Genomic DNA, 14,320 nt, shown 5'->3' on the forward strand with positions numbered 1-14,320 from the left:
TACACTAACCTACAGTTTGCTAAAATATGAGATTTTCTTTAGATTTCAATATTTTTGGTGATATTTCTTTTGCAATGACGACTTCGGGTAATTTGTTGATCCTTTTGATAATATGTTCCACGTCATCCTCACAGATGTAGTTTTTGATGACGATAAAAAAATCGAAGTGGGGGTTTTCCGGGATTAAATAAGTGCCTTCGATGCTCTTATTGTTGATCAAGAAATATTCGGTGTCGGCATCGGCGATAAGGTAATGAAAAGCAGTGAAGTGGTAGCTTATTTTTTTCTTTGGATCAAAGACAATGTGATATTCAAGCTCTTCTTCGGTTTTGTTTTTTTGTCGACCATCATGGTCGTACTTGCTTTCTTTTCCTCTGGAAAAATTCAGGTTAGTCTCCTTGTTGATGAAATGGCAGAGTCGGTAATCTTTCAACGAACAGGTGATGGCGAGTAGGGTAAAATCCAACTCTTCATTCATGTCCATATCCAATCTTGCTACTAACTTATTGACCACTTTAATGTTTAAATATATGTCCCTCTGCTAACGAAGGTACTAATAATTTTGAGGTAGGAATATACTTTTTGTGTAAAATTTGAGTTAATTAGCTGAGCGTTTGGAATACAAAATATTTTTTGTTATACTTGAACTAAGTTAATATAGAGTGGGTTAGCTAGTATAAGACGCGAATAAGTTCGGTCGCCTAACATGGTGACTTTCATCTAAATATCAATTTAGGTTTGAATTTTGATGAAATTTATTTTTCTTTGCACAGATTTATTAAACAATTAAACTATAAAATCATGTCAGATATCGCTTCAAGAGTAAAAGCAATTATCGTTGAAAAATTAGGTGTTGACGAAAACGAAGTAACACCAGAAGCTTCATTCACTAATGATTTAGGTGCTGATTCACTTGACACTGTTGAGTTGATCATGGAGTTTGAAAAAGAATTCAACGTTGCTATTCCTGATGATCAAGCAGAGACTATTGGTACTGTTGGTCAAGCAATCGCTTATTTAGAAAAAAACGTTAACTAACTAATTTAATTAGGCTAATCGTAATAAATGGAGCTTAAAAGAGTAGTAGTAACAGGATTAGGCGCCCTTACACCAATTGGTAATACCGTCTCAGCTTACTGGGAGGCGTTAATAAATGGTGTAAGCGGAGCTGCTCCTATTACGCATTTTGATGCGTCAAAATTCAAGACTCAGTTTGCATGTGAGGTAAAGGGGTTTGATCCGCATGAATTTATGGATCGAAAGGAAGCTCGTAAAGTCGATCCTTTTGTCCAGTATGCAATTGCGTCAACAGATGAGGCAATTAAAGATGCTGGCTTAGATTTTGAAAAATTAGATACAAATCGTATCGGAGTAATTTGGGGATCAGGAATTGGAGGTTTAACAACTTTCACTGAAGAAGTTGCAAACTTTGCAAAGGGAGATGGAACACCTCGTTTCAATCCTTTCTTCATTCCTAAGATGCTCGTTGATATTGCTCCAGGACATATTTCAATGCGTCATGGTCTACGTGGCCCTAACTTTTCTGCCGTATCGGCTTGTGCCTCGGCTACCAATGCAATGATAGATGCTTTTAACTATATTCGTATGGGCAAAGCTGATGTGATTGTTACAGGTGGATCAGAAGCTACAGTCAATGAAGCTGGAATTGGTGGGTTCAATGCTATGCATGCGTTGTCAACCCGGAATGATGATCCTAAAACAGCATCACGTCCTTTTGATAAAGACAGAGACGGTTTTGTTTCGGGAGAGGGTTCGGGTGCATTGATCTTAGAAAGTTTGGAGCATGCCTTAGCACGTGGAGCAAAAATCTATGCAGAGATTGCAGGGGGTGGAATGAGTGCAGATGCACATCACATCACAGCCTCGCATCCTGAAGGATTGGGCGCAAAACTGGCTATGACAATGGCTGTAAATGATGCAGAGATGGATTTTTCAGATATTGATTATATCAATGTTCATGGAACATCTACACCGGTCGGTGATATTAGTGAAACGAAGGCTATTGTTGACCTGTTTGGTGAACACGCTTATAAATTGAATATCAGTTCAACTAAATCAATGACAGGGCACCTTTTGGGTGCTGCAGGGGCTATTGAAACTATCGCTTCTATATTGGCTGTTCAAAATGATATTGTCCCTCCGACAATCAATCACTTTACAGACGATCCGGAAATTGATAACAACTTGAATTTTACATTCAACAAAGCGCAAAAACGTATCGTTAATGCCGCTTTGAGCAACACATTCGGTTTCGGTGGGCATAATGCTACCGTTATTGTGAAAAAATATAAAGCTTAATGTTTGATCCTTCAAACATGGTTTGATAATATGAGCTAGCGACAGGTTCTTTAACTAGGACTTGTCGCCTTATTTTTAGAAGAGATGCCTTTTGCAAGGATATATAAATTATATTTTTCGCCAGATCGGGAATACGTTAGAAAACTAAAAAACCTGCTAGGATTTGTTCCCGGAAATGTACATCTGTACAAGATGGCGTTTAGACACAAGTCTGTCGCCGTTACAATTAAAGAGGGCGCAAAAAATAGCAACGAACGTTTAGAATTCTTAGGTGATGCTGTTTTGGGTTCGGTTGTGGCTGAACTGTTATTTAAGAAATATCCTTATAAAGACGAAGGGTTCCTGACTGAAATGCGCTCAAAAATTGTCAGTAGAGCAAATCTAAACCAGCTTTCCAGAAAGTTGGGGTTTAATGAGCTTATCCAGTTTGATGCGCGAATGATCAGTTTTCCAAATAAACAAGGATCTTTATTGGGTGATGCTTTTGAGGCATTGATTGGGGCAGTTTATCTAGATAGGGGCTATGTTTTTACCAAGAGCTTTTTGTTGAATCGAATTATTAAACCGCACGTCGATATTCACCTATTGGAACAGACGGAAACAAACTTTAAAAGTCGGTTGATCGAGTGGTGTCAACATACTGGCAAAGAGATTGTATTTCGGCAAACAGACAACCCGGAAGGGGAATCTTCTAAGATGTTTAGTATTGAAGCGGTCGTGGATGGTATTGTTTGTGGACTTGGCCGTGATTTTAATAAGAAGTCTGCCGAGAAATCTGCCGCCGAAAAAGCCTGTGAATTCCTTAAAATTCTGGAAGTAGAATAAAGGATTTTATTAACTTTGCCAAATATGGCAGTAGTAAAACCTTCTTTGGCAAAAGGAACGCGTGATTTTTCGCCTTCCGAAATGATCAAACGCAACTATATTTTCGATACACTGAAAACGGTATTCAGAAAATATGGCTATAATGAAATACAGACCCCTTCATTTGAAAATTTGACGACCCTCACCGGTAAATACGGCGACGAGGGTGATAAATTGATCTTTAAGATTCTTAATTCGGGTGACTACCTGACAAAAGCGCCCGACAGCCTGCTTCACGATAAAAATTCCAATAAGCTCATTCCGCATATAACAGAGAAAGCACTAAGATATGATCTTACGGTGCCCTTTGCGCGCTATGTTGTGATGCACCAAAATGATATTACTTTACCGTTTAAGCGCTTTCAGGTGCAACCTGTATGGCGTGCAGATCGTCCGCAGCGCGGAAGATACCGCGAGTTTTACCAATGTGATGTCGACGTTGTCGGGTCAGAAAGTCTATTGAATGAAGCGGAGTTTATTTTGATTTATCAAGAAGCCTTCGAACGGTTTGGACTGAAAGATTTTAATATCAAAATCAATAACAGGAAAATTCTTTCGGGTATTGCTGAAATCATCGGCAAACCGGAGCTGATCGTAGACATGACTGTCGCGATCGATAAATTGGATAAAATCGGGTTGGAAGGTGTCAACAAAGAACTGTTGGAAAGGGGTTTTACAGAAGCAGATCTTGCTATTTTGAAACCTATAATTTTATTGGAAGGCTCAAATGATGAGAAACTTGCTTCCTTAAAAGCGATTTTAGCAACTTCTTCTGTCGGCTTAAATGGTATTGCAGAGATTGAGGATGTGTTTGACTATGTGGCCAAATTAGGTGCTGAAGAAAAGTTGCTTCATCAAATTATAGATCTGGATATTACATTGGCCCGAGGTCTCAATTATTATACGGGCTGTATCTTTGAGGTCAAGACGAATGAGGTTGCCATGGGAAGTATCGGTGGAGGTGGCCGCTACGATGATCTTACAGGAATGTTTGGTTTGAAGGGACTGACCGGTGTCGGCGTTTCCTTTGGTGCAGACCGCATTTATGATGTGCTGGAAGAGTTGAACTTATTTCCTGCTGGGAAAGCTGATTCTACCAAGCTCCTGATCATCAATTTTGACAAACAGCTGGAAAGTTATACCCTGAGCTTACTCAACAAGCTTCGCAAGGAAAATATCGCTTCGGAACTCTATGCATCTCCTGTAAAATTGAAAAAACAAATGGGTTATGCGGATGGGAAGGGTATTCCCTACGTGTTATTAGTCGGTGAAGAGGAGGCTGCATCGGGGCAATTGTCCTTAAAGGACATGGAAAGCGGGGAGCAGGTAAAGGTAACTGAAAGTGAGCTGATCCAAAAACTTCGATAGCAAACAGTTTGCATAAAATAGATTAAGCCAAATGATTATTAAGTCCTTTGGCTTTTTTATTTTCATAAGTTTTTGATTTATTTGATTGTGCCGTTCATTTATTTGTAATCAAATGCTATATACTTTAAATCAAATGTCTTAGAAGTGTCTTAAAGTATAAATAAAATTGATTTTTGGGCAAGGAAATTCGTCCAAAATTATTAGATTTGTAGTCTAGAATAGTAAGAAAATCAAAACTTTGAAATGAGTTCAACACCTATAACAAAAGAGACATATTTGGAGTGGTATAAGTCTATGTTACTTATGCGTAAGTTTGAAGAAAAAGCAGGTCAACTTTACGGACAGCAAAAGATTCGTGGTTTCTGTCACTTGTACATAGGACAAGAGGCTGTAGTCGCTGGAACGATGTCAGTAATCAAACCTGAGGATTCTCTAATCACTGCTTATCGTGATCACGCCCACGCTTTGGCTAAAGGCGTTTCTGCAAATGCTTGTATGGCTGAATTATATGGAAAGATCACTGGTTGTTCAAAAGGTAAAGGAGGTTCTATGCACTTCTTCTCCAAAGAGCACAAATTCATGGGTGGCCATGGTATTGTTGGAGGTCAGATTCCTTTAGGTGCTGGTATCGCATTTGCTGAAAAATATCTTGGTACAGATAATGTAAATATCTGTTATATGGGTGATGGAGCTGTGCGTCAAGGTGCATTCAATGAGACATTGAACATGGCGATGTTGTGGAAACTCCCTGTTATCTTCGTATGTGAAAACAACGGTTATGCAATGGGTACTTCTGTACAACGTACAACGAACATGCAGGATATTTACAAAATGGGCTTAGGTTTCGATATGCCTTCTGCTCCGGTTGATGGAATGGATGTTGTTGCTGTACACAATGCGATGGACGAAGCTGTTCAACGTGCTCGTGCAGGTGAAGGTCCAACGTTCTTAGAAATTCGTACATACCGTTACAAAGGACACTCAATGTCTGATCCGGCTAAATATCGTACGAAAGAAGAGCTTGAAGCGTATAAAGACCGTGATCCATTGTTGTCGACTAAACATGCTATTTTAGAAAACAACTATGCGGATGACGCTTGGTTTGCAGAGGTTGAGGCTGATGTGAAAAAGGTCGTTGAAGAGTCTGTAAAATTTGCAGAGGAATCTCCTTATCCAACTGCAGATGAATTGTACAAAGATGTATATGTACAACAAGACTATCCATTTATTTTAGATTAATACTCTTTAACTTGATAATATAATAAAGAATGGCTGAAGTAGTAAGAATGCCGAAAATGAGCGATACAATGACCGAAGGGGTCATCGCGAAATGGCACAAAAAAGTTGGTGATAAAGTAAATTCTGGTGATTTAGTAGCTGAGATTGAAACAGATAAAGCTACAATGGACTTTGAGTCTTACCAAGAAGGAACTCTTTTATATATTGGTCCTAAAGAAGGCGAAGCAGTAGCTATTGATGCTGTTATTGCTGTTTTAGGTGAGCCAGGTGAAGATTTTCAAGCATTGTTGAGCGGTGATGCGCCTGCAGCTGAAAAAGCACCGGAAAAAACAGAAGAAAAAAAAGCAGAAGAAGTTTCTGGTCCAGAATCTTCGGCTAGTACTGTAACTCCTGAGGAATTGGGATGTACGGTAATTACAATGCCTTTGTTAAGTGATACCATGAAAGAGGGTGTCATTGCGCAATGGAACTTCAAAGTTGGTGATACGATTAAATCTGACGATGCTATTGCTGATGTAGAAACTGATAAAGCGACAATGGAAGTTACAGCTTATGCTGATGGTACTTTATTATATGTTGGCCTTGAAGCTGGACAAGCGGCAAAGGTTAACGACATCATCGCGATCGTTGGTCCTGCAGGAACTGATATCACACCTTTGTTAAATCAAAAATCTGCACCTGCAAAGGCAGAAACTGCTGAAGCTCCTAAAGCTGACTCAGCTGCTGCTGTAACTGCCGCACCGGTAGCATCGACTTCAAGCGATGATTCTCGTGTGAAAGCTTCTCCTTTAGCACGTAAAATTGCACAGGAGAAAGGTATCAACTTAAGTGATATCAAAGGTTCCGCAGATGGTGGCCGTATTGTGAAGAAAGACGTAGAATCATTTGTTCCTGTTGCTGCACAACCTGCGGAAACAAAAGCTGCAGCCGCTCCTGCAACAGAAGCAAAAGCAATCACTTTACCTACATTTGTTGGTGAAGAGCGTTATACTGAAAAACCAGTTAACCAAATGCGTAAAACTATTGCGCGTCGTCTAGCAGAGTCATTGTTTACAGCTCCACACTTCTATTTGACTGTATCAATTGACATGGACAATGCAATGGCTGCTCGTGCGCAGATTAATGAGGTTGCTCCAGTAAAAGTTTCTTTCAATGATATCGTTGTAAAAGCTGTTGCTGTTGCCTTGAAAAAACATCCTGCCGTAAACTCTTCATGGCAAGGTGATAAAATCCGTTTCAATGAGCATACCAACATTGGTGTTGCAATGGCTGTTGAAGATGGTTTATTAGTCCCTGTTGTGCGTTTTGCAGATGGTAAATCATTGTCGCATATCTCTGCAGAGGTGAAAGACTTCGCTCAAAAAGCGAAAGCTAAAAAATTACAGCCTGCCGATTGGGAAGGATCTACATTTACGGTGTCCAACTTAGGTATGTTTGGAATTGACGAATTTACATCCATTATCAACTCACCAGATGGAGCAATCCTTTCTGTTGGTGCTATTCAAGCAGTTCCTGTTGTTAAAAACGGTGCTGTAGTTCCTGGTAATGTAATGAAAGTGACATTGGGTTGTGATCACCGCGTGGTCGATGGTGCAACTGGAGCTGCATTTTTGCAAACATTAAAATCTTTGGTTGAAAATCCAGTAAGATTATTAGCATAATCCTTTAGTTGAGGAATTAAAAGCCACTTTAGTAATAAGGTGGCTTTTTTTATGGCCTTAATTGGTTAATCTTATGATAGGGAAAAGTTTTTTTACCTATAGTTTTCCATCGTTATCCATTTGTTTGAAGTAAGCCCAGGTTGTCCGTTGCTAGAGTGAAAGAGACTGCGCACATAAAAAAGGTAACATATCCGATGAATATCAATTATTGTGGTGAAAAATTCGTTTTTTTATACTAAAATCTTCATTTTAGCATTATTATCAGTAGGCTGGTCCTTCTATTACGAGCTTCAATAATTTAATGTTGTTTAGAACAAAGGAAATAGGAGGTATTTATTGATAAACAATACATAAAACACAAAAATCCGGGAGACTTAGTATAGTGAAATTATTTTTTTTAAAGGGAATGGTCGCTCTTTTGATGGTATCTACAGTGGCTTGTAGTTCAAAAGAGAAAAAACAGAAGGAAGCAGCAATAGCGCAGGCAAAAGCAGATAGCACGAGACTCGTCTATAATCCAAATAATGCAGATCAGAAAATCGATGCTTTTATGAAAAACCTTCATTCAAAAGCTGCATTCAATGGGAACGTTCTTGTTGCTAAAGATGGGAAAATCTTATATCAGAATACATTCGGCTGGGCCAATTACTTAAAACGGGATAGTCTAAAAATAGATGACAAATTTGAACTCGCTTCAGTTTCTAAACCGTTAACAGCTGTCGGAATTTTGAAGTTAGTGGAGGCAGGAAAGCTACGTCTCGATCAAACGATCAATGACTTCTATCCGGATTTTCCTTATCCTGGTATTACCATAAAAATGTTATTGACACACCGCTCGGGATTACCTAATTACGTTTATTTTTCGGAGGAACATTGGCCTGATCGCAAGAAAGGAATGACAAATCAAGATGTGATGAAAATGCTGACCGAATTTAAGCCTAATCGCTATGGTGCGCCAGGAGGCCGTTTCTTTTACAATAATTCGAACTTTATGGTCTTAGGGGCCATTATTGAAAAGATATCAAAGCAAGATTATGCGACGTATATGAAAGATAGCGTATTCAATGTTGCCGGAATGACAAATACAGCCGCACTCTCTAAGGCCGTGTATGATAAAATTCCGACCAACGTTATCGGGCATGATAAGGTATGGCGAAGATCGGTGGTGCAAAATTTTCAGGATGGACCGCTTGGTGACAAAGGAATTTATAGTACAGTGCGTGACCTTTATCGTTTTGATCTGGCTTTAAGAGATGGACGATTGTTAAAGCAGTCAACATTGGATTCAGCATACCGAGGATATCCCGATGCCAAAAAAGGAATTTTTAGCTATGGTTATGGTTGGCGTACCTTTGAGCATGGTAATGATCATATCGTATACCATACAGGCTGGTGGCACGGTTTTAGACATATTTATGTAAGAGATTTAAAAAGAAACATTGTTATTGTTTTACTTTCTAATATGACCAATGGAAGCTTGGTCAAATTGGATGAGCTTTATAAAATCATGGGAATGCCGGTATTGCGTAAAAATGCCTATAGCACCCATGGTGATTTTATCATCGATGAGTAATTTCTGAGCGATGCTACTCGGAGCATTTAGATTATCTTTTTTATCGTAAACTAGAATGCAGAGAAGATAATCTAAATGCCTTGAGTGAGCGTGTAATAAGTAAATACAAAAGATATATAAAGGGATGAAAAAAACATTGATTTTGGGTGCTAGCACCAATCCTTCACGTTATTCGAATAAAGCGGCAAATATGCTTCATAAACATGGGCATGCAATCGTCAATATTGGCTTGAGTGGAGGAGAAGCCGCTGGAGTTGCCATTGAAAAGAAAGGTGAGATCTATACAGATATTGATACGGTGACAATGTATCTTAGCGAGCCTAATCAGAAAGAATATTACGATTATATATTAGCGACGAAGCCAAAAAGAATAATATTTAATCCAGGGGCAGAGAATTCAGCATTGGAACAGCTCGCGATGGAGCATGGTATTAAGACAGAAAGAGCCTGCACTCTTGTTTTGTTGAGTACAGGGCAGTTTTAGATTTTGGATTTATGAAGCAACTCAACCGACAGATACTTTGTGATAAAATAATTTGTAAGTCCCACGGTATTGCTGTCGAGATTTAGGCTTGACACTTTTATGTCACAATGTTCCTTCAATATTGCCATGGTATAAGAATTGATGGCTTGCTGTATCGGAATCGTGATCAGTTCATTTGCTTTTGCAATTTTCCCCCCCAATACGATCAATTCGGGGTTGAGGAGCTGTATCAAGGATGCAAATGCTTTCCCTAGATTTGTCCCTAGTTTTGAAATCTGGTTTATTGCAAATTGATCACCTTTGTTTGCAGCTTCAATAATATGCGTTGGTGTTAAATGTTGTAATTCATCGGGTTGCAATTCGTTTAATTTAGTCAGCTCTCCTTTCTGGATTTCCTGTTTCGCATTGTTGACTAAAGCAATTCCGGAAGCTACGGTTTCCAAACAACCTCTTTTCCCACAGTAGCATAGTTCGCCATTATCGATAAAGGGCATATGTCCCACTTCGCCGGAGTAGCCATCACGTCCCAGATAGACTTCGCCATTGGACACGATTCCTAAACCAATCCCCCAATCCATTAGGATAATTAAACTGTTTTTTGTGTTTTTTGCCAATCCAAATTTCAATTCAGCATAAGCAGCGCCTTTGACGTCATTGAGAATGAAGACTGGTTTTTTATATATGCGCTCAAAATAATTTGTTATGGATTGATTGTCGTCATGTAAAAAAGTCTCGTTGGTACCTTCTTCAGCGTTGATTAGCCCAGGCATACCAATGATAATCCCTGTTAGGTTCTCGATATCAACTGATTTATCGATAAGATATTGATCAACGATTTGTGTGATAGCGGCTAGATTTTCTCCATTGCGAGATAATTCATTATCCAGCTCAACAGTTTCAGCAATAATGTTCTGGTTGTTGTCCATTATGCTCATAGTGATAGAGAAACGTTGGAGCTCAATCGAAAGCACCTGAAACAATCCATCACATAGCTTATATAAATTGGGTTTACGTCCGCCAATAGATTCTCCTTTGTCAAATTGACGGATAAAATCATCTTCCAGCAACTCTGCAATGAGGCTATTCACCGTAGGCAGGCTTAAATAGAGGTTTTTTACAATGTCATTTACCGATACAGATCCTAATTCGGCTATTAATTTTATAATGGAGATTTTATTGAACAGATTTTTCTTTTCAGGTTTACTCTCCAATTTTTTGTTAATCAGTAAGTTTACGGCTTTAGTCATAAAACATCATATTTTGAAATAGAATCCTCAGGGCTTTAATTTAGCAAAAGTTTTGGAATCATTTGGTTATTTTTCTCACTTGACAAACAAGTGGGCTAATTAGCAAAAAGGGGATAAGATTCCTTATCCCCTTTCTACGTATAAGTTAAGACTATTTGAGTTTTTTTACTCGAATATCTTTAAAGAATACTTCGGTACCGTGTCCAAGGAACCCGATATGACCAGAGGTTCGTTTAAGTCCAGGATGTTGTTTGCCATCCAAGGTTCCGTTTTTGCTTGCCTCGGCGATATCCGCATCAACAATAACAGCGCCATTTAGTGTAACTTTGATACGATTTCCTTTCACGACTATTTCCTCGGAGTTCCATTCACCTACAGGTTTTAAATGACCTTTTTTGGCAGGAACAACACCATAAATCGAACCGTGATATTGGTATTGCTTCAAGTCTTTATAAACATCTGCGCCATCATCAAGTACCTGGATTTCCATTGCCTCATATGCGGCGTCCCCCTCTAGAGGAGCCCTTATTCCCACACCATTGTTGGCACCAGGGGTCAATTTGAAGTCGAAGCGATAAATGAAGTCTGCGTATTCTTCTTTTGTGTAGAGGTTTCCACCAAATTTTGCATTTGGATACACCCAGATATAACCTTCGTCATTGATGACATAGGCTTGGTTTTCTGTCCACTTGTCGAGGTTTGTTCCATCAAAAAGTACTTCAAAACCTTCTTTTTTCTCTTGATCGCTCAATTTAAAGATTTGCTTTCTTGGGAATTCCTTGATAAAAAGATCTCTATAATAAACAACTGAACCATGCGCTTGTAACTCAATTTGTTCGGTAGGGAAAATGGATTGGTTTCTATCCCAATAGTTTTCAAGAGGAATATTATCAGTTACTAACTGTCCATTTAACCAAACCGTGACTTTATCGTCTACCATTTTGATTTTAAACGTATTCCATTCGCCGGTAGCATTGTCGGCAACCTTCAATGGTTTGCTTTCATTTTTCTGGTTGTTATATAATCCACCAGAGCCAACTTGGGCACCGACTCTTGTATTCGCAATATCCCAAATCTGTACTTGTGGAGTACCTCTCAAGTAAATACCGGCATCACCTTCTATACCACCATAGTTCTCCAATTTCCAATCTACAAGCATTTCAAAATCGCCATATTTTTTTACGGTAGCCAGGTTATCTCCTTTACCACTGAAGGTAATTTCGCCATTGGATGCTGTCCAGCCTTTGCGCATGATGTCATCGGCTTTAGCTTGTTCTGCTGCTAAAGTTTTCTCGTTCATCTTACTACGTTTGATCGGATCCGCTACCAAACCTTTCCAGCCACTTAGGTCTTTACCATTGAACATCGAAACGTAACCCTCTTTGATGGGCATTTCAGCGAGATAGCGAACAACGGCTTCTTTAAGGTATCCACTTTCACTACCCGACAATTTACCGATTACCTGTTCAAGAACCTCTCTGACCTTTTTTCCATAGAACTTGTTGTCCATTGCAATGTTCATTGCTACATTGGCAGCAGTTCCGCCCAGTTGTGCATCGTTCATTAAGTCGGCGGCAAAAACTAAAGACTGGTATGTTCCTGTAGGTTGTAACACCGATAATGCTGCTTTTTTCTGATCTGCTGTTTTGGCAACGCTGAATGCATCTCTTAATAACAACGTTTTCTGTTCAGGCGTATTCGAAGAAGAAGAAATTGATTTAATTAATCCCCGGTATACCGTATTGAACAGATTATCGTCTTTTTCTGTTCGGGAAAGAGATACCAATTCTGGAAGTGCGTTGGAGGAAGACCAGCCAGCCAAAGATTCAATTGCTGCTGACCGTAGACTTGTATTATTATTGTTAAGGTATGCAGTTACAGCTTTCAATGACTGTGCGTCACCAAGCCCAGCAAAAATAGGGAAATATTTAGCGGTATTAGGCGCTGCTGATTTCGCTATATTAGTTGCTAGTTTTTCTGTTAATCCTTTTGAATTTGTGCTTGACTGAATCACATTGACAATGGCACGCTGCAATAGAACGGCAGATTTATTATCTGTCGTATTGTTTAGCCTATTGAATAGTTCTTCTAAATCCGACTCCTGGGCAACATTGGGAAGTGCTTTGTTGATCGCTTCTTCGACAGCAGGATTTGAACTCTTTATTGCTAATACAGCTTTGGATGACGCATTGTTGGAACGTTTACTTAAAATATCCAGTAATTGAATCTTTTTGTCGTCATCTACCGTGGCGAGCGCATTGTTGACATCGGTAACAACATTTGCATCTTTAGATGATAGGATCAACGCCTTTACCGAATTGTTGAACTGTTGATCTGTGTTGAGAGCCTGGATTAAAGTATTGGTTTCTTTTCCCTGTGATAGTGTATTTAGTGCACTTAATCCAGCTAATTTAGTTACTGGAGATTGTGTTTTATTTACTAACGCCTGGATTAGTTTTAAACTGCTTGCCGAACCATTGTGGGCTAAGTAGTTCAATACACTTTCTTGAACTTCAGGCGTACCCTTGCTTGCTAAAGCAAGCAAGCTTTTTGCGTCGCTGCCCTTTCCGTATTTTCCGAGTAATTGTAAAGCAATGTTACGGTAAGCACCATTATCGCTCTTAACTGCTGCTAATAAGTTCTTTTGTTGTTTCGCCGGGTCAAGAGTTGTCAATAATTTAAGCGATGCAATTTGACCGTTGATTGATTTGGCTTTTTGGGATTCTTGGAAAAATTTGTTCAGAAACTTGATTGCGTCTTGATCATGCTTATTGTCGATCAATGCTTGGGCATAGTCGATACCAAGACCAACCGCATCAAATTTGTCGTAGCTGTAACCTGCAGCAGTTAGTTTTTCCTGGAACAGCGATTCAGAAGCTGTGCCACCTATTTTGCTTAATGCGATTAATGCTGTCCGTTGAAAACCGTCCGAATTATATTTTTTGGTCAATCCCAAAATAGCATTTTCAGCATTTTTATCCTTTAAATCTCCGAGTGCAGTAACTAAGGCAATAGCAGTTTTCTCTGTCGTTGACGCAGCTAAAGCTTTTTCTAATGCTGCTGTCGACTCAGGGGTACGAATAGATACCAGAGTTCTCGCTGCAGCATCGGCAAGATAATCGTTTGCCAAGCAATTTGCGACAGCGGGTATAGCGGTATTATCTGCACATTGACGTAATAGGCGTAGGGCAAAGACCTGATTTGTTGGTTCACTCAATTGCGAGATGGATTTTGCCAAACCTTCAACAAAAACTCTTTTATGCTGTTCTTTACCTGGTTGATTTACATAGAATGAATAGCTGTTTGCTGCAAATTCTATCGGAGCATTATTGCTTCCCGGTGCTTTAAGTCCCTTGAGGAAAGTGACAACGTCGTCAGACGAAAAACCTTCCAACTCATGCATGGCAAGCAAAAATTTTTCTTTTTCTTCGGCAGGCTGCTGTGCCAATACGTCTGCTATTTTGGTTGCAGTCGTTCTATTTTGTGGTTGCTGAGCGTAAGTTGCACTAGATATAAGAAGCAATACAGTCAGCGAATTGAATATTCTTTTCATTGGGATTTCTTT

At 39.3% G+C, this 14,320-nt stretch carries 11 protein-coding genes; 8 read left to right on the forward strand and 3 right to left on the reverse strand.

The window, feature by feature from the left end:
- Window positions 1–19: 19 nt before the first annotated feature.
- A complete protein-coding gene (locus tag B4Z90_RS06285) occupies window positions 20–514 on the reverse strand; it encodes an IPExxxVDY family protein (protein WP_286801598.1) in 495 nt (164 codons plus the stop codon).
- A gap of 287 nt (window positions 515–801) precedes the next feature.
- Here B4Z90_RS06285 and B4Z90_RS06290 point away from each other — a divergent pair, with 287 nt between their 5' ends.
- From B4Z90_RS06290 to B4Z90_RS06325, 8 genes are all read left to right on the forward strand, one after another.
- A complete protein-coding gene (locus B4Z90_RS06290; protein WP_028070665.1) occupies window positions 802–1,038 on the forward strand; it encodes an acyl carrier protein in 237 nt (78 codons plus the stop codon).
- 27 nt (window positions 1,039–1,065) lie between these two features.
- Complete coding sequence (fabF, locus tag B4Z90_RS06295) at window positions 1,066–2,319, forward strand: beta-ketoacyl-ACP synthase II (RefSeq protein WP_046674847.1); 1,254 nt, start codon at window positions 1,066–1,068, stop codon at window positions 2,317–2,319.
- Window positions 2,320–2,403: 84 nt separating this feature from the next.
- Window positions 2,404–3,144, forward strand: a complete 741-nt coding sequence (gene rnc / locus B4Z90_RS06300; protein ID WP_046674848.1) for a ribonuclease III — start codon at window positions 2,404–2,406, stop codon at window positions 3,142–3,144.
- 24 nt (window positions 3,145–3,168) lie between these two features.
- Window positions 3,169–4,551 carry a histidine--tRNA ligase gene (gene hisS / locus B4Z90_RS06305; protein WP_070561565.1) on the forward strand — a complete coding sequence of 461 codons (1,383 nt, stop codon included), beginning with the start codon at window positions 3,169–3,171 and terminating at the stop codon, window positions 4,549–4,551.
- Window positions 4,552–4,794: 243 nt separating this feature from the next.
- The gene (gene pdhA, locus B4Z90_RS06310; protein ID WP_046674850.1) at window positions 4,795–5,790 is read left to right on the forward strand and encodes a pyruvate dehydrogenase (acetyl-transferring) E1 component subunit alpha; all 996 of its coding nucleotides are present in this window, start codon (window positions 4,795–4,797) and stop codon (window positions 5,788–5,790) included.
- Between the two features lie 29 nt (window positions 5,791–5,819).
- Window positions 5,820–7,451, forward strand: a complete 1,632-nt coding sequence (locus B4Z90_RS06315; RefSeq protein ID WP_115047021.1) for a pyruvate dehydrogenase complex dihydrolipoamide acetyltransferase — start codon at window positions 5,820–5,822, stop codon at window positions 7,449–7,451.
- 382 nt (window positions 7,452–7,833) lie between these two features.
- A complete protein-coding gene (locus tag B4Z90_RS06320; protein ID WP_286801600.1) occupies window positions 7,834–9,024 on the forward strand; it encodes a serine hydrolase domain-containing protein in 1,191 nt (396 codons plus the stop codon).
- 124 nt (window positions 9,025–9,148) lie between these two features.
- Entirely contained in the window at window positions 9,149–9,508 is a 360-nt protein-coding gene (locus tag B4Z90_RS06325) for a CoA-binding protein (protein WP_046674853.1), read from the forward strand.
- On the opposite strand, the gene B4Z90_RS06330 is transcribed toward B4Z90_RS06325, so the two are convergent.
- Entirely contained in the window at window positions 9,505–10,755 is a 1,251-nt protein-coding gene (locus tag B4Z90_RS06330) for an ROK family transcriptional regulator (RefSeq protein ID WP_046674854.1), read from the reverse strand. The two genes, B4Z90_RS06325 and B4Z90_RS06330, sit on opposite strands and share 4 nt — an antisense overlap.
- A gap of 151 nt (window positions 10,756–10,906) precedes the next feature.
- Window positions 10,907–14,308 carry a DUF1080 domain-containing protein gene (locus tag B4Z90_RS06335; protein WP_286709452.1) on the reverse strand — a complete coding sequence of 1,134 codons (3,402 nt, stop codon included), beginning with the start codon at window positions 14,306–14,308 and terminating at the stop codon, window positions 10,907–10,909.
- Window positions 14,309–14,320: the final 12 nt, after the last annotated feature.

It is taken from the genome of Sphingobacterium sp. UBA5639, assembly GCF_002421245.1.
GTDB lineage: Bacteria > Bacteroidota > Bacteroidia > Sphingobacteriales > Sphingobacteriaceae > Sphingobacterium > Sphingobacterium multivorum.

Bases quoted from the DNA above. Each gene is read 5' to 3' on its own strand.
- B4Z90_RS06290 (WP_028070665.1), top strand. From the start codon at position 802: ATGTCAGATATCGCTTCAAGAGTAAAAGCAATTATCGTTGAAAAATTA.
- fabF (WP_046674847.1), top strand. From the start codon at position 1,066: ATGGAGCTTAAAAGAGTAGTAGTAACAGGATTAGGCGCCCTTACACCA.
- rnc (WP_046674848.1), top strand. From the start codon at position 2,404: ATGCCTTTTGCAAGGATATATAAATTATATTTTTCGCCAGATCGGGAA.
- hisS (WP_070561565.1), top strand. From the start codon at position 3,169: ATGGCAGTAGTAAAACCTTCTTTGGCAAAAGGAACGCGTGATTTTTCG.
- pdhA (WP_046674850.1), top strand. From the start codon at position 4,795: ATGAGTTCAACACCTATAACAAAAGAGACATATTTGGAGTGGTATAAG.
- B4Z90_RS06315 (WP_115047021.1), top strand. From the start codon at position 5,820: ATGGCTGAAGTAGTAAGAATGCCGAAAATGAGCGATACAATGACCGAA.
- B4Z90_RS06325 (WP_046674853.1), top strand. From the start codon at position 9,149: ATGAAAAAAACATTGATTTTGGGTGCTAGCACCAATCCTTCACGTTAT.
- B4Z90_RS06330 (WP_046674854.1), bottom strand. From the start codon at position 10,755: ATGACTAAAGCCGTAAACTTACTGATTAACAAAAAATTGGAGAGTAAA.
- B4Z90_RS06335 (WP_286709452.1), bottom strand. From the start codon at position 14,308: ATGAAAAGAATATTCAATTCGCTGACTGTATTGCTTCTTATATCTAGT.